General features: G+C 39.6%; 16 protein-coding genes and 1 pseudogene. 3 read left to right on the plus strand and 14 right to left on the minus strand.

Annotated elements, in window-relative coordinates; translation table 11 throughout:
* Window positions 1-230 precede the first annotated feature (230 nt).
* Window positions 231-1,115 carry a methylisocitrate lyase gene (gene prpB, locus ACYU0V_RS17935; protein WP_004706036.1) on the minus strand — a complete coding sequence of 295 codons (885 nt, stop codon included), beginning with the start codon at window positions 1,113-1,115 and terminating at the stop codon, window positions 231-233.
* A complete protein-coding gene (locus ACYU0V_RS17940; RefSeq protein ID WP_014208068.1) occupies window positions 1,108-1,818 on the minus strand; it encodes a GntR family transcriptional regulator in 711 nt (236 codons plus the stop codon). The genes prpB and ACYU0V_RS17940 overlap by 8 nt, the downstream gene beginning before the upstream one ends.
* Before the next feature lie 45 nt (window positions 1,819-1,863).
* On the opposite strand from ACYU0V_RS17940, the pseudogene ACYU0V_RS17945 reads away from it, so the two are divergent.
* Both ACYU0V_RS17945 and ACYU0V_RS17950 read left to right on the plus strand, forming a co-directional pair.
* Window positions 1,864-1,998, plus strand: a pseudogene (locus tag ACYU0V_RS17945) (hypothetical protein).
* 335 nt (window positions 1,999-2,333) lie between these two features.
* Window positions 2,334-3,548 carry an amino acid aminotransferase gene (locus tag ACYU0V_RS17950; RefSeq protein ID WP_005309021.1) on the plus strand — a complete coding sequence of 405 codons (1,215 nt, stop codon included), beginning with the start codon at window positions 2,334-2,336 and terminating at the stop codon, window positions 3,546-3,548.
* Window positions 3,549-3,596: 48 nt separating this feature from the next.
* Here the strand turns inward: ACYU0V_RS17950 and dld are convergent, their stop codons facing one another.
* The 4 genes from dld to lldP form a co-directional block, all read right to left on the minus strand.
* Window positions 3,597-5,303 (minus strand): D-lactate dehydrogenase, encoded by a 1,707-nt coding sequence (gene dld, locus ACYU0V_RS17955; RefSeq protein WP_461848504.1) that lies wholly within the window; start codon window positions 5,301-5,303, stop codon window positions 3,597-3,599.
* 292 nt (window positions 5,304-5,595) lie between these two features.
* A complete protein-coding gene (gene lldD / locus ACYU0V_RS17960) occupies window positions 5,596-6,741 on the minus strand; it encodes an FMN-dependent L-lactate dehydrogenase LldD (protein WP_002050500.1) in 1,146 nt (381 codons plus the stop codon).
* Window positions 6,738-7,472, minus strand: coding sequence for a transcriptional regulator LldR (lldR, locus tag ACYU0V_RS17965; protein ID WP_461849966.1), 735 nt, complete (start codon window positions 7,470-7,472; stop codon window positions 6,738-6,740). The genes lldD and lldR overlap by 4 nt, the downstream gene beginning before the upstream one ends.
* A gap of 37 nt (window positions 7,473-7,509) precedes the next feature.
* Window positions 7,510-9,177, minus strand: a complete 1,668-nt coding sequence (lldP, locus tag ACYU0V_RS17970; protein ID WP_461848506.1) for an L-lactate permease — start codon at window positions 9,175-9,177, stop codon at window positions 7,510-7,512.
* A 375-nt stretch (window positions 9,178-9,552) separates the two neighbouring features.
* Between lldP and ACYU0V_RS17975 the strand changes: the two genes are divergently transcribed.
* A complete protein-coding gene (locus ACYU0V_RS17975) occupies window positions 9,553-10,923 on the plus strand; it encodes a phosphohexomutase domain-containing protein (RefSeq protein WP_461848507.1) in 1,371 nt (456 codons plus the stop codon).
* A gap of 43 nt (window positions 10,924-10,966) precedes the next feature.
* Here ACYU0V_RS17975 and galE read toward each other — a convergent pair whose 3' ends face one another.
* The 8 genes from galE to ACYU0V_RS18015 form a co-directional block, all read right to left on the minus strand.
* Complete coding sequence (gene galE / locus ACYU0V_RS17980) at window positions 10,967-11,983, minus strand: UDP-glucose 4-epimerase GalE (RefSeq protein ID WP_461848508.1); 1,017 nt, start codon at window positions 11,981-11,983, stop codon at window positions 10,967-10,969.
* The gene (pgi, locus tag ACYU0V_RS17985) at window positions 11,976-13,646 is read right to left on the minus strand and encodes a glucose-6-phosphate isomerase (RefSeq protein ID WP_461848509.1); all 1,671 of its coding nucleotides are present in this window, start codon (window positions 13,644-13,646) and stop codon (window positions 11,976-11,978) included. The genes galE and pgi overlap by 8 nt, the downstream gene beginning before the upstream one ends.
* A complete protein-coding gene (locus tag ACYU0V_RS17990) occupies window positions 13,643-14,905 on the minus strand; it encodes a nucleotide sugar dehydrogenase (RefSeq protein ID WP_461848511.1) in 1,263 nt (420 codons plus the stop codon). Before ACYU0V_RS17990 ends, pgi begins: the two co-directional genes overlap by 4 nt.
* 106 nt (window positions 14,906-15,011) lie before the next feature.
* On the minus strand, window positions 15,012-15,887 hold the full coding sequence (gene galU / locus ACYU0V_RS17995; protein ID WP_461848512.1) for a UTP--glucose-1-phosphate uridylyltransferase GalU: 876 nt from the start codon (window positions 15,885-15,887) through the stop codon (window positions 15,012-15,014).
* Between the two features lie 11 nt (window positions 15,888-15,898).
* Window positions 15,899-17,773 (minus strand): polysaccharide biosynthesis protein, encoded by a 1,875-nt coding sequence (locus tag ACYU0V_RS18000; protein ID WP_461848514.1) that lies wholly within the window; start codon window positions 17,771-17,773, stop codon window positions 15,899-15,901.
* Window positions 17,774-17,985: 212 nt separating this feature from the next.
* Window positions 17,986-18,519 carry a PglD-related sugar-binding protein gene (locus tag ACYU0V_RS18005; protein WP_057067830.1) on the minus strand — a complete coding sequence of 178 codons (534 nt, stop codon included), beginning with the start codon at window positions 18,517-18,519 and terminating at the stop codon, window positions 17,986-17,988.
* Window positions 18,512-19,528, minus strand: coding sequence for an MraY family glycosyltransferase (locus tag ACYU0V_RS18010; RefSeq protein WP_317809816.1), 1,017 nt, complete (start codon window positions 19,526-19,528; stop codon window positions 18,512-18,514). The genes ACYU0V_RS18005 and ACYU0V_RS18010 overlap by 8 nt, the downstream gene beginning before the upstream one ends.
* 3 nt (window positions 19,529-19,531) lie before the next feature.
* On the minus strand, window positions 19,532-20,488 hold the full coding sequence (locus tag ACYU0V_RS18015; protein WP_317809819.1) for an NAD-dependent epimerase/dehydratase family protein: 957 nt from the start codon (window positions 20,486-20,488) through the stop codon (window positions 19,532-19,534).

Below are 20,488 nucleotides of genomic sequence, written 5' to 3' on the forward strand. Positions count from 1 at the left end.
GTTGTTTGTTCAATTTTTACTTGGGTAAAAACGCGACAGCTTCTTGCCGAGTTCTCATCCATTTTTGGATTAACCTGCCGTTCGCCTTACTTTTCACGGATGAAAAGTAAGCAAAAATCCTTGTTGGTCTGACGATATATCCCTATATCGCAGTCCAACGTAGCGGCATCCATGCCGCCCTCACGATAGCCAAGACCATCGCTTCCCCCTTCTTTTAAAAGAGGGTTGGTTTACTTCTTTTTAGCAAATGCGTTGTCTAAGTAGTCTTCAAACGCATAGTAGTTAATGCGTTCATATAACTCTTTACGCGTTTGCATAATATCAACCACGTTCTTTTGCGTACCTTCTTTACGCAAGGTTTCATATACGGTTTCGGCTGCTTTGTTCATGGCACGGAAAGCAGAAAGCGGATAAAGCGCAAGGCTTACATCGGCAGATGCTAACTCTTCAGTGGTAAACAGTGGTGTAGAACCGAACTCGGTAATGTTTGCCAAAATCGGTGCGCCTGTCTTTTGAGCAAATTGCTTGTACATATCAAGCTCAGTAATTGCTTCAGGGAACAACATGTCTGCGCCCGCTTCAATGTAGGCACCTGCACGGTCAATTGCAGCTTGTAAGCCATCTACTGCTAATGCATCTGTACGCGCCATAATCACGAAGCTGTCATCGCCACGTGCATCGACCGCAGCTTTAATACGGTCAACCATTTCTTCTTGAGTCACAATGGCTTTGTTCGGACGGTGTCCACAACGTTTTGCGCCCACTTGGTCTTCAATGTGCATTGCCGCAGCACCAAACTTGATCAGTGCTTTTGTCGTACGGGCAATGTTAAATGCAGAAGCGCCAAAACCTGTGTCCGCATCGACCAATAAAGGAAGATCACATACATCGGTAATACGGCGTACGTCTGTCAACACATCATCAAGGTTACTGATTCCCAAATCAGGTAAGCCTAAAGAACCAGCGGCTACACCACCACCTGATAAGTAAATCGCTTTATAACCTGCACGTTTTGCCAAAAGTGCATGATTGGCATTGATGGTTCCAACCACTTGTAATGGCTTTTCTTGGGCTACTGCATCGCGAAATAGCTGACCTGCGGATTGTTTAGCCATTGTTATGTTCTCCTTGTGCTTGTAGCAGTGTTTGCTCAATAATTTTGTAAGAAGCATTGATATGTCGATGCATCAGCAGCTCGGCAAGTTCACCATCGCCTTCTGCAATTGCATCTAAAATACGGATGTGTTCGTCCCAAGCTTTGCTCGGTCGATCGGGTGTGTTTGAAAATTGAATTCGGTACATGCGGATGAGATGATAGAGCTCATCACATAGCATTTTTTCTAGGGTTTTATTGCCACTACTTTTGATAATGCAGTAGTGAAAATCGTCCTGTCCTTCTTGTAAGTAATATCCCTTACCTGCTTTAAAGTTTTCATCTTCGGCATGCATACGTAAGACATCACGTAGCGCCAAAATTTGCTTTTTATCAATATGCTGTGCCGCAAGTTTGCAAGCTAAACCTTCTAATGACGCACGAATCTGGTAAAGCTCTTTAAACTGTTGCAGTGAAAGCGAAACCACGCGCGCGCCCACGTGTGCAGTACGCTCAACCAAACGTTGCCCTTCAAGGCGATGAATCGCTTCACGCAAAGGCCCACGACTAATGCCATAAGTCCTAGCCAGTTCAGGCTCAGAAATCTTGCTACCTGCCGGAATTTGACCCAAAACAATCGCCGTCTGTATTTGTTTAAATACATTCTCGGTCAGTGTTCTTCCCTGACTTTGTAATGGCTCTGGTGCGTAAGTCAAATCTTGCATATTGTCGACAATTTTTAATCAATTATGAGTTTTATAGCGGTATGAATGAAAAAAATCAAGGTGATTGTTGACACTTTACAGAACGCATCAGGTCAATTTTTATAGTATGACCTGTTATCTCACCTTATATTTAAACCATTAAACCACTTTCTAATTAATACATATAAAACAGTTACTTAATATTAATTTACCTATAGATTTATGGCACTTTTTTAGTTGCTTTTCGGTCTCTAATCTTTTGTTTCAAACTTTAGTCTACAACCAATGTATTACAGCAAGATTGTAGACAATCTGCTTGAATGAAAGCATGAGTTATAAATTAGTATCTATTTACAGTAATTTCTTTTAAATCTTTTTATCATTTTCATCCAGAAAATATCGATATTAGTGAAATTATCAGGTGCTTCACGGTAGCTTTATTGATACATTATTGAGCATCGACATAGTTGTGGCGTATTTTTCGAGACAGAAAAAACCCAGCACTATGCATATTGTTGAATGAAAGGACTTTTTTGATGTTTCAACATATCCCCCCATACGCAGGCGATCCAATCCTCTCTTTAATGGAACAGTTCAATGCTGATACTCGTTCTGGAAAAGTAAACTTGAGTATTGGTCTTTACTATAACGAAGACAGCATTGTTCCTCAGTTAGAGACCATTATTGAAGCGCAAAAGCGTATCGAGCCTAAAAACGGTAAAACCAAACTTTATTTGCCAATGGAAGGCTTCAAACCTTACCGTGAAGCAATTCAAGCACTTTTATTTGGTGCAAACAGTCCAGCAGTTAAAGCTGGCCGTGCTGTAACCATCCAAACACTTGGTGGTTCAGGTGCATTGAAAGTTGGTGCGGATTTCTTAAAAACTTATTTTCCAAATTCAGACGTTTGGGTAAGCCAACCAACTTGGGATAACCACGTTGCGATTTTCAATGGCGCTGGCATCAAAACTCATTTCTACCCATATTTCGACAACGAAACACGTGGTGTAGATTTTGACGGTATGCTTTCTACACTTAAAACTTTGCCTGAGCAAAGCATTGTGTTATTGCACCCATGCTGCCACAACCCAACTGGTGCTGACTTAAACCCAGCTCAATGGGACCAAGTAATTGCAGTATTAAAAGACCGTAACCTTATTCCATTCCTAGACATCGCTTACCAAGGTTTCGGTGATGGTATGGAAGAAGATGCGTATGCAATCCGTGCTTTAGACCAAGCGGGTCTAAACTTCATTGTGAGCAACTCGTTCTCTAAAATCTTCTCTTTATATGGCGAGCGCGTTGGCGGCTTAACTTTCGTTTGTGACGATGCAGAAGCTGCTCAATGCACATTTGGTCAGTTAAAAGCGACTGTACGCCGTATTTACTCTAGCCCTCCTACAACAGGTGCTTGGTTAGTTGATGAAGTGTTAAATGACGCTGAACTTAACCAACAATGGCAAGGTGAAGTGAAAGAGATGCGTGAGCGTATTATTAAAATGCGTAGCATCTTGAAAGACGAACTGACTAAAGCATTACCAGACCGTGACTTTAGCTACCTTGTAAACCAAAAAGGTATGTTCAGCTACACAGGTTTAACTGCTGAGCAAGTTGATATCTTGCGTGAAGAATATGCAATCTACTTAGTACGTAGTGGTCGTATTTGTGTAGCAGGTTTAAACATGAACAATGTTTACACTGTTGCTAAAGCAGTTGCAGAAGTACTTGCTAAATCTGTAGAAGCTGCATAAGACATCTATAAAAAAAGGCGCTTCGGCGCCTTTTTTTATGTCTCGATATTAAGATTTAGCCTTGCCCCAATACTTCAGTTTTGAGGTATGTCCAATCCCCACATTAAAGCTATTGGTTGGGTCGAGTTTTTGGTAGAAGTTCGCTAAGGCAGGTTTGGCAATGTAGAGATGCCCGACATTATGCTCTGCCGGATATTCAGCACGGCGCGCATCGAGTAATTTCCACATTTGGTGTTCCATTTCTAATGGGTCATTGCCCTTTTTAAGAATATAGTCCTGATGGAACACATGACAAAAGAAATGCCCATAATAGAGTTTATGGATGATTTTATTTTCCATCTCGTCTGGCAGTTGCTCTACCCACTCACGGTCATTACGGCGTAACGCAATATCAAGCGCTACAATATCTTCAACTTCACTACGGTGCGTATCACGATAACGAATTGCCGCCCCTGCAATCGCAAAACGGTGTAAGAAAGCCTTTCGGCCTTCCTCTTCGCTACACACGAAATAGTGACCGGACTGATGTACTGCAAAATATTCTTTTAAAAACTGCTCGGTCTGAGCTTTTGAATTATTTTCAACGCGTAAAACTAAATAATGCTCATAACGGTCTCGATATTCGGTCATACGCTTCGGCAAATGACTCGGTAAAAAGAAGGTAATCGCTTGTAAAATATGATCCGTTAAACCTTTAATTTTAAATCTTTCCAAAAAGCCATCGACTTTATCTTTCATCGCAAAGGCTTTGGGAACATTGGCTGTGCCAAATTTTTCAATAAACAAAAACGTGTCTTTTCCGTACTTTTCACCAATCAAATAAGCATCGCGGTGAATATACTCACCTGCAATCGGCAGGCTTGGCAAAGAGGTCAGTAAATAACGGCGAATCGCTGTTAAATCATCAGCATCATTAGTACCTATATAAAAAACATTACTTTCTACTTTTTCATAAGTATCAAGACGTACCGCAAACACACAAACTTTACCTGCCGAACCCGAAGCCTCAAACAAACGTGACGGGTCTGCATTAAAACGAGCAGGTGTATCTTCATCAACTTGTGTCACATCGTGTGCATAGCGATGGTCCGATGCCTGCTTTTCACTGTCATCTAAAATATCTACGGCTTGGTATTGCTGCCTCTCTAAACGAGTCAAGATTTCTTCGGGAGTCGAACCTAAATTCACCCCTAAATGGTTCACCAGTTCTAATTGACCAGCAGCATTCACCTGAGCATATAACGCCAGTTCAGTATACGCAGGACCACGGCGTACCAAGGCACCGCCCGAGTTATTACACACACCGCCAAGTACTGATGCACCAATACAAGATGAACCAATTACTGAATGTGGCTCACGATCATAACCTTTTAAAATTTGCTCTAAATTATCTAAGGTCGCACCCGGTAAACAAATCACTTGCTTACCGTCATGAATGACCTGTATGCCCTTTAAACGGCGTGTACTCATCACCAACACAGGACGGTCATAATCATCACCATACGGGGTTGAACCGCCTGTTAGGCCCGTATTTGCCGCCTGCATAATCACAATACAGTCTGCCTCAATTGCAGCCTGCAACACTTGCCATTGCTCTAGCAAGGTCCCTGGTACCACCACTGCAAGTACTTTCCCCTCACCAAAACGACGACCTTGGCGGTACTGACGCGTGCTTTGGTCATCGGTCAAAACATGCGAACGCCCTACAATATTTTGTAAGCGATCAATCACTGCTTGAGGAGAAAATGTTTGCATGATGGTTTCCTTTTGGTCATCCATTTATCAAATTAGACCAACACGACGGGATCTTACCGTTTGTAATTTATAATTTAATTAGCTCATTCCCTAATGTGAATCAGCCCTGTATTTACTATCGTGGTTGGCGGCATGGATGCCGCCGTTTCGATGCGGTAGCAAGGACGTACCGTCATCGAAACTAAAGTTTTTGGTTACTTTTTTAAAAAAGTAACGGCAATTAGCTACTTACATTGAACTTTTCCCGATAAGGCTCCGTCGTGCCAATATCATCAAAGTTAATACGGAAACGTTAGAGCTTCATCGCCTGTACTAAACAATCAGCATTAATATCCGAAATCGACTTAGCACCTGTCAGCGTCATCGCAACACGCATTTCCTTATCAATTAAATCAAGCAAGTTCGACACCCCTTGCCCACCTGCTGCTGCCAAGGCATAAACAAATGCACGGCCAAGTAAAACCGTATCGGCACCGAGCGCTAACATACGCACCACATCTAAACCATTACGAATGCCTGAGTCAGCCAAAATCGCCAAATCACCTTTTACTGCATCAGCAATTGCAGGCAATGCACGAGCAGAAGACATTACGCCATCTAACTGACGACCGCCGTGATTCGATACCACAATGCCATCTGCACCAAAACGTACCGCATCTTTCGCATCTTCAGGGTCTAAAATACCCTTAATCACCATTGGGCCATCCCAAAATTCACGAATCCACTCAAGGTCTTTCCATGAAATGGATGGGTCAAAGTTTGAGCCTAACCAGCCAATATAGTCTTCAAGCCCAGTCGGTTTACCTAAATACTTAGAGATATTGCCCAAGTCGTGCGGACGGCCCATTAAGCCGACATTCCATGACCAATGTGGGTGGAACATAGACTGCATATAACGGCGCATCGCAGCATTTGGCCCACTCATACCCGAATGAGCATCACGGTAACGTGCACCTGGCACAGGCATATCTACGGTAAATACCAGTGTTGAGCAGCCTGCTGCTTTTGCACGTTCCAAAGCATTACGCATAAAACCACGGTCACGTAATACATAAAGCTGGAACCACATTGGACGGTTAATTGCAGGTGCAACTTCTTCAATCGGACACACCGAAACCGTTGAAAGTGTAAATGGAATGCCCTTTTTATCGGCTGCCATTGCGGCTTGCACTTCACCACGGCGTGCATACATACCTGTTAAACCCACAGGCGCTAATGCAACCGGCATCGACAGCGTTTCATTAAACAGTTTTGTCTCTAAACTTAACGCTGACATGTCATTGAGTACACGTTGACGCAATGCAATTTCTGACAAATCTTGTACGTTACGCTTTAAGGTATATTCCGAATACGCTCCACCATCGATGTAGTGAAATAAAAATGGAGGTAAGCGACGTTGTGCCGCAGCACGATAATCATTGCCAGAAGAAATAATCATTTTGAATCAACTCTATTTAAACGATTTGCACGTTTCTGGCGAGCTTCATCTTCATCCAGAGAACGCACATGATTAATCACAAATTCAATATGACCGCAGACAGCTTGGCGTGCGGCCTCGGGATCTTTACGATCAATAGCATCCATTACCTGAAAATGCTGCTCGCTCAGCAAGTCACCATTTACGGGGTCGTTATAAACTTTTTTACGTCCTAACAAGACGTTGTATTGCAGCAAATCGAACAGACTACGCATCATTTGGATCAGCACCACATTGTGAGATGCTTCAGCAATCGCTAAATGGAATTCAGCATCGGCCACCGCAGCCTGTGCCGAGTCACCCGCATTTTGATGGCGGCTAATTTCATTAAAATAATGATGAATTTTGACGCGATCTTCAGGCGTTGAGCGTAATGCGGCATACCAAGCAGTGCCACCTTCAAGTAATAACCGCGCCTCTTGCACATCAAAACGGTAGAGTGGATCTTCTTCAATCAGGTTGCTAATCGGGTTCACAATCAGTTGCTGTGGCCACTGTTCAGGTAACTGCTGAATATAAGTCCCATCGCCGCGGCGACTACTGAGCACCCCTTGACTATTGAGCTGTTGAATCGCTTCACGCAAAGACGGACGAGAAACCCCTAAGCTAGTTGCAAGCTGGCGCTCGGCAGGCAAACGGTCACCCTTTTTCATGTGACGCTCTTCAATTAATGCCTGCAATTTCATGACCACTTGATCGGAGATTCTCATCGCGTTTCCTTCACTGGAGTTATGGAATCATCCACGGCACCAGATAAGCCTGAACCGTAATAATGATGCCAACAAAGACAGTGAATATGATGCTATGTTTTACCGTGAAACGGAACAAGTCAGACTCTTTTCCAACTAAGCCTACTGCGGCACAAGCAATGGCAATCGACTGTGGCGAAATCATTTTACCTGTCACACCACCGCTGGTATTGGCAGCCACAAGCAATACTTCTGGAATACCAATTTGCTGCGCTGTAGTTGCCTGTAATGCCGAGAACAAAGCGTTTGAAGAGGTATCTGAACCCGTAAGGAACACACCAAGCCAGCCCAAAAATGGTGAGAAGAAAGTAAACGCATGACCCGTATGCGATAGAGCCAAAGCTAAAGTTGCAGATAAACCTGAATAGTTCGCAATAAAAGCAAACGCCAACACCATACCAATCGAGTAAATCGGTGTTTTCAACTCATTGAGTGTTTCACCAAAAGTCGTTACTGCCTCACTTGCTTTCATTTTCAAGAAAATAGCAGTGATGATTGCAGCAATAAAAATTGCAGTACCTGTTGCAGAGAACCAGTCAAACTTATAAATCGCTTCATATGGTTTCATCTCTGCCACAATTGGCGGCATTTTTTCGACCAATTTATGCAAATATGGTACTTCAAGTTTAAAAATCCAATGTTCAAGAGCACCATCTTTTGCAAATAATGCTTTAAATGGCTTAATACTCCAGATCGTCACCATCACGGTTAAGATGGCAAATGGAGACCATGCCTTCACAATTTTTCCAATGCTATAACGTTGAACCGTGGTTGGTTGCTGAGTTAAAGTTTGGCCAGCTTCAGGTTCAAAACGGAAAATATGTTTTGGTTTCCAAACACGGAATAACAAAGTCAGGCTGACCAAAGACGCAATTGCTGCGGTAATGTCTGGTAACTCAGGACCAATGAAGTTAGATGTAAGATATTGGGCAATCGCAAACGAACCACCACCGACTAACACCGCAGGCCAAGTTTCTTTAACACCACGCCAGCCATCCATAATCGCCATAATCCAAAACAGCACAATAATGACTAAAAATGGCAACTGACGGCCAACCATTTGGCTAATTTCCATAGTGTCTACACCGGAAACCTGCCCCGCCACAATAATTGGAATACCCATTGCACCAAATGCCACTGGCGCTGTATTTACAATTAAACATAAACCAGCAGCGTAAAGTGGCTTAAAGCCTAAACCAACAAGGAGTGCAGCGGTAATTGCTACAGGAGCACCAAAACCCGCCGCCCCTTCAAGGAAAGTACCGAATGCAAAACCAACCAATAGCATTTGCAGACGTTGGTCTTCGGTAATCGACAAAATGCTTGAGCGGATAACTTCAAACTGGCCTGTTTTTACCGAAATCTTGTATAGAAAAACTGCCCCGATAATGATCCATGAAATTGGCCATAGACCGTAGAAGAAACCGTAAATGATTGACGCAAAGGCCATTTGACCCGGCATTTGATAGAAAAATAGTGCAATCAATAATGCAATAATGACTGTGCCTGTACCCGCAATACTACCTTTTAAACGAAAAACAGCCAATGCCAAAAAGAAGAAAACAATCGGGATTAACGCAACCGCACTAGACAGCCAAATATTATTTAAAGGGTCATAAAGTTGTTGCCACATATTGAGCATTGTCATCTCCTTGAAATGCTAGGGCGAAATTTTTGTACCTTAGAATTTTAAACATTTAACACAAATTGGTATGACCAATTAAAATTTAAGCGTAAATGTTATTCCTTTAACTACAGGTCGCATCATAAACACAGTTATTGGTAAGATCAATAATTAAATAAACACTTAAATTGGTATGACCAATATGATTGAGTAAAATCAAGACACTTCAAACTTAGGGATTTACTTATTAGACTAAAGTCGTAAAAAAAATTTTATAAATTTAAATATAACTTACAGAAATGGAGTGAAAAAATTGCATATAAAAACGATAAACATAACCATTTATTGGTAAATGTATAATAATACCCAAAACTTAAATCATTTGTATTGAACTGAATAATGACTACTTTAACCTGTTTTAAAGCCTATGATATCCGAGGCAAACTCGGCACCGAATTGAATGAAGAAATTGCCTATAAAATTGGCCGCGCTTACGGGCAAATCTATAAACCAAAGACCGTGGTTGTAGGTTGTGATATTCGTCTAAGCAGTGAGTCTTTAAAACAAGCAACCATCCGCGGTTTAAATGATGCGGGTGTAAATATTCTTGATTTAGGCATGACGGGAACTGAAGAAGTGTACTTCGCAGCTTTTCATTTAAATGTACAAGGTGGAATTGAAGTTACTGCTAGTCATAACCCAATGGATTATAACGGTATGAAATTGGTTCGAGAAAATGCTCGTCCAATTAGTGCAGATACAGGTTTAAAAGAAATTCAGGCTTTAGCAGAGACCAATAACTTTGAAGAAGTTAGTCAAAAAGGTACAACTCAAAGCTATAACATTTTGCCTGAGTTCGTTGATCACTTAATTACCTATATCGAACCTGCAAAAATCCGCCCATTAAAGTTGGTGGTAAACGCAGGTAATGGTGCAGCTGGTCACGTGATTGATGCCATTGAAGAAAAATTTAAAGCGCTTAACGTACCCGTTGAATTTATTAAAATTCACCATGAAGCAGATGGTACGTTCCCAAATGGCATTCCTAACCCAATTTTAATTGAAAATCGTGACAGTACCCGAAATGCTGTACTTGAGCATAAAGCGGATATGGGAATTGCTTGGGACGGTGACTTTGACCGCTGTTTCTTATTTGATGAAAAGGGACAGTTCATTGAGGGCTACTATATTGTTGGTCTATTGGCTCAAGCTTTCTTAATCAAACAGTCAGGCGAAAAAATTGTTCATGACCCACGTTTAGTCTGGAACACATTTGATATCATCGATGAATACAAAGGTGTGGCTATACAGTCAAAATCTGGACATGCATTCATTAAAGATGTCATGCGTGAACACAATGCCGTATATGGCGGAGAAATGAGTGCACATCACTATTTCCGGGACTTTGCTTACTGCGATAGCGGTATGATTCCGTGGTTACTGACCGTTGCCCTACTCTCTGAAACAGGACAATCACTTTCAATACTCGTTGAAAATATGATTACCAAATTTCCTTGTAGTGGTGAAATCAACTTTAAAGTAGCTGATACACAAACCACTATTCAAAAGATTTTCGATTTTTATGCCGATCAGAATCCACAAATTGACCGTACCGATGGTGTAAGCCTCGACTTTGGCGCATGGCGTTTTAACGTCCGTGCTTCAAATACTGAACCCTTATTACGTCTCAATATTGAAAGCCGTGCAGACCGCCAAGCTCAGCAAATGCAATATTATGTAGATGAGTTGACTGGATTGATTCAGAACTAATTCATAATAAAAAAGGAGCTATAAGCTCCTTTTTTATTGCTATTTAATTATATCCATTAGGATTCTGCTTCTGCCAATTCCAGCTATCAGCAAGCATATCTTCTAAACCATATTGCGGCTGCCAACCCAACTCAGCAAGTGCACGACTATTGTCTGCAAAAGATGTGGCTACATCTCCAGATCTCCGCGGTGCAAATTCAAAAGCTACAGGCACGCCATTAACTTTTTCAAATGTATCCTTAACTTGCAAAACAGATGAACCATTACCCGTACCGATATTCCATGCACGACAACCTGTCGCATTCAATCGGTTATTGAGAGCACATAAGTGCGCATTCGCTAAATCGACCACATGGATATAGTCACGCACCCCAGTACCATCCACAGTTTCATAATCATTACCATAAATGGATAGTTTCTCACGGCGACCAACAGCAACTTGTGTCACATACGGCATTAAATTATTTGGAATACCCTGTGGGTCTTCCCCAATACGTCCACTTTTATGTGCACCTACAGGGTTAAAATAACGAAGCAATGCGATTGACCACTTTGGATTAGATGCGGACAATTTTTGTAATAATTGCTCAACAATCAGTTTAGTATATCCATAGTTATTACTTGGTATACCTGTTGGCATTTCTTCATTTAATGGAGATATGTTGGCTTCATCATAAACTGTTGCAGATGAGCTAAATACAAGCGTATAGACACCTGCCTTTTCCATCGATTTAACCAGTTGAACGCTGCCGGCAATATTATTATCAAAATAAATGAGTGGCTTTTCCTGACTTTCACCCACTGCTTTCAGACCTGCAAAATGAATAACCGCATCAATAGGATGCTCTTGAAATACACGGTCCAACTCATCTGCATTGCGGATGTCACCATGCACAAAAGTTAAACTTTTTTGGGCGATATCTTGAACTCTATTTAAAGATTCTTCAGAACTATTTGAAAGATTATCAAAAACGATAACTTCATGACCAGCCTGCAAAAGTTCAACACATGTGTGTGAACCAATATAACCTGCGCCACCAGTGACTAGAATTTTAGCCATCTACTTTTCCTAACAATATTTTAATTAATCCACGTGTTGAAGCGTCAAGTTTTGAAGAATCATTTTGAACGCCACTTAAAATCGGGAGTAACTGATCAGCGATCTGTTTACCCTTTTCAACTCCCCACTGGTCAAATGGATTAATATTCCAAATTACAGATTGAACAAAAACTTTATGTTCATATAAAGCAATTAACATTCCTAAACTATAAGGATTAAGTTCTTTTAATAATAAGGTAGAACTCGGCTGATTACCTTCATATTGCTTATAAATTGGCAGATTTTCTAATTCAGTTGAATCCAAAGCTTCATTACCGAAAGCCAATAAGCGTGATTGCGCCAAGCAATTAGAGAGAGCAAGATGATGTTGCTCAACTAAGGCATCTGCGTTTTCAGCATAGGTAAAGTGGTCTGCATTATAACGTTGAATTGGTGCAATAAAATCACAACTGACTGCTTGGGAGCCTTGATGTAGCAATTGATAGAACGCATGCTGGGCATTTGGACCAACTTCACCCCACACAATTGGGCAAGTATCTAGCTCAACTTTTTGACCATTGCGCTGCACCGACTTGCCATTAGACTCCATCTCTAATTGTTGTAAATAAGCAGCAAAATATTTTAAACGTCCATCATAAGGCAAGACCGCATGAGTCTGAATATTTAAAAAATTATTATTCCAAATTCCTAATAATGCCATTAAAACAGGAATATTTTGATCAAAACTTGTATTTTGAAAATGCTCATCGACGGCGTGAGCCCCTGCTAAAAGTTGCTTAAACCCGTCAACACCAATCGTCAAAGCAATAGGCAAACCAATACAAGACCATAGTGAATAGCGGCCACCTACCCAATCCCACAGTAATAATTGATTTTCAGGTGCAATACCCCATTCAGACATTTTGTCAGCTTTTGTGGACACACCAATAAAATGGCTTTTTAATACGCGGGCATGTTTCCCTAATGTCTTTTCTAACCACTGACGTACTGTTTGGGCATTTGATAAGGTATCAATTGTCCCAAAAGATTTTGAAGAAATAATAAATAAAGTAGTTTCTGGGCGAAGTTGATGGAGCAGTTCTGATAACTGACTACCATCCATCGTTGAAACAAAATGAGCGTTAAGGGGCTTAGCCGTTTTCACCTTAAAATCAGATAACGCATGAGTCACCATTTGTGGCCCTAAATCAGAACCACCCACTCCAATATTGACGACATCTTGGATCACTTCACCAGTAGCACCACGATATTGCCCTGCATGGATTTTTTCCACTAAGGCATACATACGTTCTAACTGACTATGAACCTGTTCTGTTAAATCTGGAAACTTTGAATAGTCAGCTGGTAAACGCAATGCCCAGTGCATTGCTTCACGTTGTTCGGTACAGTTAATTTTATCTTGTGAAAAAAGACGATTAATCCATTGGGTTAAATTTTTATTCTTCGCAAGAGCTACTAACTGTTCTAAAATATCCTTAGTTACTCGGTGCTTACTATAATCAAAAAATAATTGATCAAACTTTACTGAGTAATTATGAAAACGATCTGGCTCTAAAGCAAATAACTCTTTGATATGTAATTTTGAGTTTTCTTCACCTAAAGTTTGAAGATGAGCTAGAGGCGAGACTAATTCCTTCGGAAATTGCTCAATTGATTTACTCATAAGCGACCTACTCCTTCATAAGCAAAGCCTTTCGCTTTTACATATGCTGGATCATAAATATTACGTCCATCTAAAATTAACGGATGTTTCATTAACTGTTGTAGTTGCTTAAAGTCAGGGCTCCAATATTGCTTCCATGCCGTAACGAGGCACAATGCATGAGCATCTTGTGCAGCCTCATATTGATCAGTGCATAAAATTAAATCTTCCCGAGGCCCGTAAATTGCAGCTATTTCATCTAATGCTTGAGGATCATGCAGGCGCACTATTACGCCTTGTGCCCATAACGCAGCCAATAAAATATGTATCGGTGAGTTATGTATATTTGAAGTATTTTCTTTAAAAGAAGCTCCCCAAATCGCAACCGTTTTACCATTTAGACTACAGTGATAATAATTCCATAACTTACGGAATAAAATCTCTTTCTGCTGCTCATTAATCGCCCAAACCTGCTCTAAAAGACGACTTTTTGTTCCAGTTTCAGATACAGTACTTGAAAGCGTTAAAATATCATGTGAAAAATTCTCACCACCAAATCCTACACCTGGCGATAAATATGCAGCACCAATTCGTGTATCAGCAGCAATACCATGCTTTACATTCGCAATATCAATACCTAACTTTTCGGCAACCACAGCCAAATCATTCATATAGCTAATGCGGGTCGCCAACATGCCCGAGATACTAAGTTTGGTAAACTCCGCATCTAAAATTGGCATAAATAAATATTGATAGCTAAATTGAAAAAAAGGACGCAATAGTTCTTGCATGGTCTCACTTGCATTCCTAGATTCAACACCAACAATGACATGTTTTACATTCAATACACTATTGATAGCATTACCCTCCTGAATCACATCAGGAAAGTAAACCCAATCATCTTTTGGCAAGTGCTGTTTTAATTTTTCTGTACCGTGTAAACCAAAAGTTGAACCATTAATCATTAATCTAGGATGAACAATTGGTCTCTCACTCAGTTTTTGTACGGTTTTTAAAGCAAGTTCCATTTGTGTGGGACTAAAACAAAATAAATATACTTCAATATCTAAAGGGATCTCGGAAAAAGGGCTCTCAATTAAAAAACCTGCTTTTCTTTGTTTATTTAAATAATTATTTACTTCTTGATCTTGATAGGAAAGGACAGAAACATCTTCTTCACAACTTACACAGGTACACCAATAAATTTGGTTACCATATTCAGCCAATAATGCCGCCATAACACCGGCATGTAACGTTGTTCCAAATACTGCGATTTTCATTGCACACCTGATTTATAGATTTCTATTCCTTTTCCAGGAAAAGAATATACTGCTCTGCTACCATATTCAGCAGTTTTTACAAATACTTAAGCAGAGCTACAAAACTTTATAGTTTAAGTTCTTGAATCAGATGTTTAAATTCTAATCCCAATTTAGGATGTGCAACACCATAATGTAGTACAGCTTTCAAATAACCAAGTTTACTGCCACAGTCAAAAGTTTGACCTTGCATCCGATAGGCTTCCACTATGTCTGTACTTTGAAGCATCGCAATAGCATCAGTTAACTGAATTTCATTGCCCGCTCCTTTCGGAGTATTTTCTAGAAGCTGCATAATCTTAGCCGGTAAAATATAACGTCCGACTACAGATAAATTAGAAGGTGCAGAGCCGACAGCGGGCTTTTCTACAATACCCTGCATGACAATACTTTCACCCTCAGCCGGACTCTGTTTTACATCAACAATCCCATATTGATCTACTAAATGATCGGGTACTGCTTCAACCATGATTTGAGCAGCTTGACTCACGTCATAACGAGAAATCATACGCGATAAATCATTTTTCCCTGAGTTATCTTTGACCAATACATCTGGTAACAACACAGCAAAATCATCTTGCCCAATAATACTTTTTGCACATAAAACAGCATGCCCCAAACCCAAAGGTTGAGGCTGTCTTACACTCACTACACTTACATGAGGTGGGATAATTTGAGTAATCTCATCAAGCAAATCAAACTTTTTCTTCTGCTCTAAAGTCGTTTCAAGTTCAAAGTTTCGATCAAAATAATTTTCAATTGATGCTTTAGATGAGTGCGTTACCAAAATAATTTGCTCAATTCCTGCTTCTACAGCTTCACGCACTACATATTCAATCGCAGGACGATCAACTACCGTTACCATTTCTTTAGGAATTGACTTACTTGCCGGTAAAAAACGTGTACCTAATCCAGCTACAGGTAAAACTGCCTTTTTAATCACACATTCACTCTCTAATTAACCATAATATCTTTACTACGTTTATAGCCATCAACATAGTGTTCAAGTTGACATAACGCCCAATCAATATCTTGCTGGACAGCTGTCATATTATTTACTCGATCAAAAACTTCTTGAATTTCTGTAAGAGGATAGAATTTTTCAAATGATCGAAGGATTCTACTATGCTCGGTATATTCAGTATTCTCTTGATCAATTAACAATTCTTCATAAAGTTTCTCACCTGGGCGTAATCCACTATATTGAATTTCGATATCCCCTTGCATTGAACCTTGTTCACGCACGGTTAAGCCACTTAAAGAAATCATTTGTCGAGCTAAGTCCTGAATACGAACAGGTTCACCCATATCAAGTAAAAATACATCACCACCTCTACCTAGAGCACCAGCTTGAATAACTAACTGAGATGCTTCAGGAATAGTCATGAAGTAGCGTGTTACCTCTGGATGAGTCACAGTGATTGGACCGCCTTTGGCAATTTGTTGTTTAAATAACGGTACTACTGAGCCAGAAGATCCTAATACATTACCAAAACGCACGATACTAATTTGAGTCTGTTTTTGAGCTTCAGCCATGGCCTGGCAATAAAGCTCTGCCATACGTTTCGATGCACCCATCACATTGGTAGGGCGTACTGCTTTATCGGTCGAGATGAGAACGAATGTCTCTACACCTTTTTTCACAGCTGCATTTAGACTATTCGCAGTACCAATTGCATTGTTCTTTAATCCTGCTATTGGATTACACTCAACCAAAGGTACATGTTTATAAGCAGCAGCATGGTAAACGGTCTGAACACCATATTGCTCAATGATGCGCTCTAGTTTCTGTTGATCTTGCACTGTACCTAAAATAGGAACAATTTCACATTGAGCCATTAAGCGTAATTCTTTTTCTATGCTATAAAGGGCAAACTCTGTAATTTCATAAATAATCAGCATTTTAGGCTGATTCTTAACAATTTGACGGCATAATTCTGAACCAATTGAACCACCGGCACCAGTAACCATGACGATCTTATTTCGAATATTTTTTGCGAGCAAATGGTCTACTGGGGGTACAGGATCACGTCCCAGCAAATCAATAATGTCTACTTCACGAATATCTGCAACTTTGAGCTCACCATCAACAAGTTGTGTAAGACCAGGAAGTTCAGTAATTTTAAGATGTGCAGGTTCTAGCTGTTGAATAATTTCACTTTTACGTACACGTCCTACAGAAGGTAATGCTAATAAAATTTCATCTATTCTATATTTTTCAAAACGTTGTAAAGCTTTCTCTAAAGATAGTACTTTTAAACCGCCAACCATATGGTCGTGTAAAGAGGTATTATCATCAATAAAGAACATTGGTAAATGATCACCCGAACGATAAAGTACTGCTGCAATTTGCTGACCAGCATCACCCGCACCATAAATGGCTACACGTTTACGCTCTTCACTCGTTTGTAATGCAGCTTTCACAATAAAACGAATAAATGCACGGCTACACCAAACCCAACCAAACATTAAGAAGCCAAACATTAATGGAATTGAAGTCGGAACAAATGCAGGTGAAAAAGCATTCATGCCATATAAAACAATGACCATCAGCGCAACAGCTATCGCTAATTTAGCAATAAAGGCTTCGTTAAATGTTCGAACAATAAACCGATAAACTCCAGTTATCATTAAACTTAAAATAGCAACAATTGTAACAATTGCTACGCCATAATTGATACCTGGAATAACTTCTGCACCTAAGTCAAATAAACGAAGGGCGTAACATAACCACAAAATAACAGGAACAGCAAAAAGGTCTATAAGAACCAAAAAACATTGTTTCGCAAGTCTTGGGGCTGATGCGAATTGATAGATAATCTTTTTCACAATACTCTTCTAATCGTTCTAGTAACCGTGCGATATTTATACTCATTTCTTATATAACTAGAAACAAGTTTTACGCATTGGTTACATAATGTATATCAAACCATTATTACTAAATCTGTAACACATTACTTACCCTAGAAAGTCTTATCAATCATAGGGGTTATAAAGTTGTACACTTTTACATCTTTTGTTTCTAAATTAAGAAATTATCACTACATTGAATGAGTAACCACACTACCAGCTGGTAGAAATGATAAGGAGTCTATTTTCTTATTCCCTACAACTTTAACACCTACACTAAGATGAGCAAATTCACCAATATGAGTATCATGATCGATTGACGCAGCCATGTTTATAATTGCTCCATCTCCTACTTTCACATCAAATCCCACTACACAACCAGCCATAATAGTTACTCCATCACCAATTTCAGCATTAGGGCTTATGATGGCAGATGGATGAACAACTGTAGCAATAGGTATCGATAAATTTTCTAATAGTTGAAACCATTTTTGTCTGAGCTGGTTATTTCCTACAGCAGGAATTGCAGCAGAAATATCTGACAGTATATCTGGGATACTATTTATATTCGTAACAATCGGAAAGCCCGCTATATCTGTTTTTTGTGGCCAACTGTCATCAGCAAATACCACTTTTTTCCATTTGCCCGACAAGAGAGCAGCTTCTGCAACAGATTTACCATGCCCACCTGCACCTAAAACTAATAAAACATTCTTTTTAAGCATTTTCAGTTTTTCCGGCACCAAAGAATAAAGCAAGTAAAATCAAAGGAATGTAAGCTATTAACAATAAAGATTCTGGCATCATTACTTTTTGTGATGCAAGATATGCAATAGGTAAAAGCCAAAATACATTAATCAGCAGTACACCAATTGTTACTGTAGTATGACTATTGTATTTGCGTGAAGCGTATTGATATGCATGAGATCTGTGCGCATCATACATTTTATGCCCATTAATCACCCGACGGATTAATGTAAAAGTGGCATCGACGATAAATACACCTAGACATATGATCCATGCACAAAATAAAGCAGGGTCTATTTTTAAAGAAATTAAAGCCAGAATACCTAGAATTAATCCGAGAAAACCACTGCCGGCATCTCCCATAAAAATACGAGCTTTAGGAAAGTTCCATAGAACAAAACCAAGTACACATGCCGCTAAAATAAATAATAATTCACTAGATAACGGTGTACCTAATGCTAAATAAATAAAACCAAGACTGAGTACAGTAGTAATTGCTTCAACACTGGCAATTCCATTAATCCCATCCATGAAATTATATAAATTGAGTAACCATACAAGAAAAAGTACTGCAATAATATTTGCGGACCAACCTAACTGCAGGTTTCCATTGAATAATGTAACCTCAGAGAAACCACCTAGGAAAAAAACAGTACTAATGGCAATAACAAAGTGAATTGCTAATCGAAGCATTGAATTGATATGGCCATGATCATCAAGAAAACCTAAAACTGCAACGCCCAATCCAGCAGCAACTAAAATTGAACCTGTAGTTGCTTCTAATTGATGACTAACTATCAATCCCACTAAAACTAATAAAAAAGTGATAACAATAGACACCCCTCCGCCACGTGGTGTCGGAATTGTATGAGAACTTCTTTCATTTGGATTATCAATAATATTTTTCTTCAATGCGTAATGGCGCATATAGCCTGTAAGCAAAAATGAAATTAAAAAACTCGCTAATATTACCCAAGTCATCAGCATAAGTTACTCACTTCTCTCAAAATATATTTTTCCTGTTTTTTCTAGAGCAGCATACGCATTAATTGGAGGAGTCCAATTTAATAAATTACGCGCTTTTGAAGCATCGATCTCTAAAGATAAGAATAATTGCTCATACAACTTACTCTTACCGACACATATAGCCCCTACCCTCATAAGAAACTTAGGGATATAAATTAAGTTTGCCTTTCGCCCCATACCTTTTCTTATTGAAATCACAAGCTGTTGGGTAGAAAGTACCTCATTATCTGCAATTAAAAATAATTCATTTTTTGCTTGAGGATGCTCAATACAAGCTTCGATAAATGAAACTAGATTTTCTAAAGCAACAAAAGAGCGCCTATTATTGAGGGAAGCAAAAGGTAAAGGTAGGTTAGTTGAAGCAAGTTTAAGTAATCGAGCAAAGTTGCCAGGAGCATCAGCAGCATATACTAATGGCGGCCTAATTATGACAAGCTCAGTATTTGTATTCTCAAATAATTCTTTTAATGCTTGCTCCGCTTCCAGCTTAGAAATTGCATAATCCGCATGAGGTTGTGGTGGATCTAATTCATCAAAAGCTTTTTTATTTGTTACGGCTCCATTTACACCAATTGAACTAATAAAAATAAACCGCTGAACATTATTTTCTAAGGCTTGTCGAGCGAGTTGTAATGTACCCTCCACATTTACCGCTCTAAACTGTTCTAAAGGGTTTTGCACATTATCATTTAATATATGTGCTCTTCCTGCTAAATGTATGATTACATCAATATCATTAGGAATAGGTGTCGAAAAAACAGATTCAGAAGTCGCGACTAACTGCTCCACCTTTTCAGGTAGAATATGCGATTGCTGTCTATTTAAAGCATATATCTTTTGATATTTATTACTTAGAATGAGTGAACGGATCAAAGACTTACCAACAAAGCCAGATGAACCTGTAACTAAAATATTTTTCAT

The sequence above is a fragment of the Acinetobacter sp. X9 genome (genome assembly GCF_054889255.1).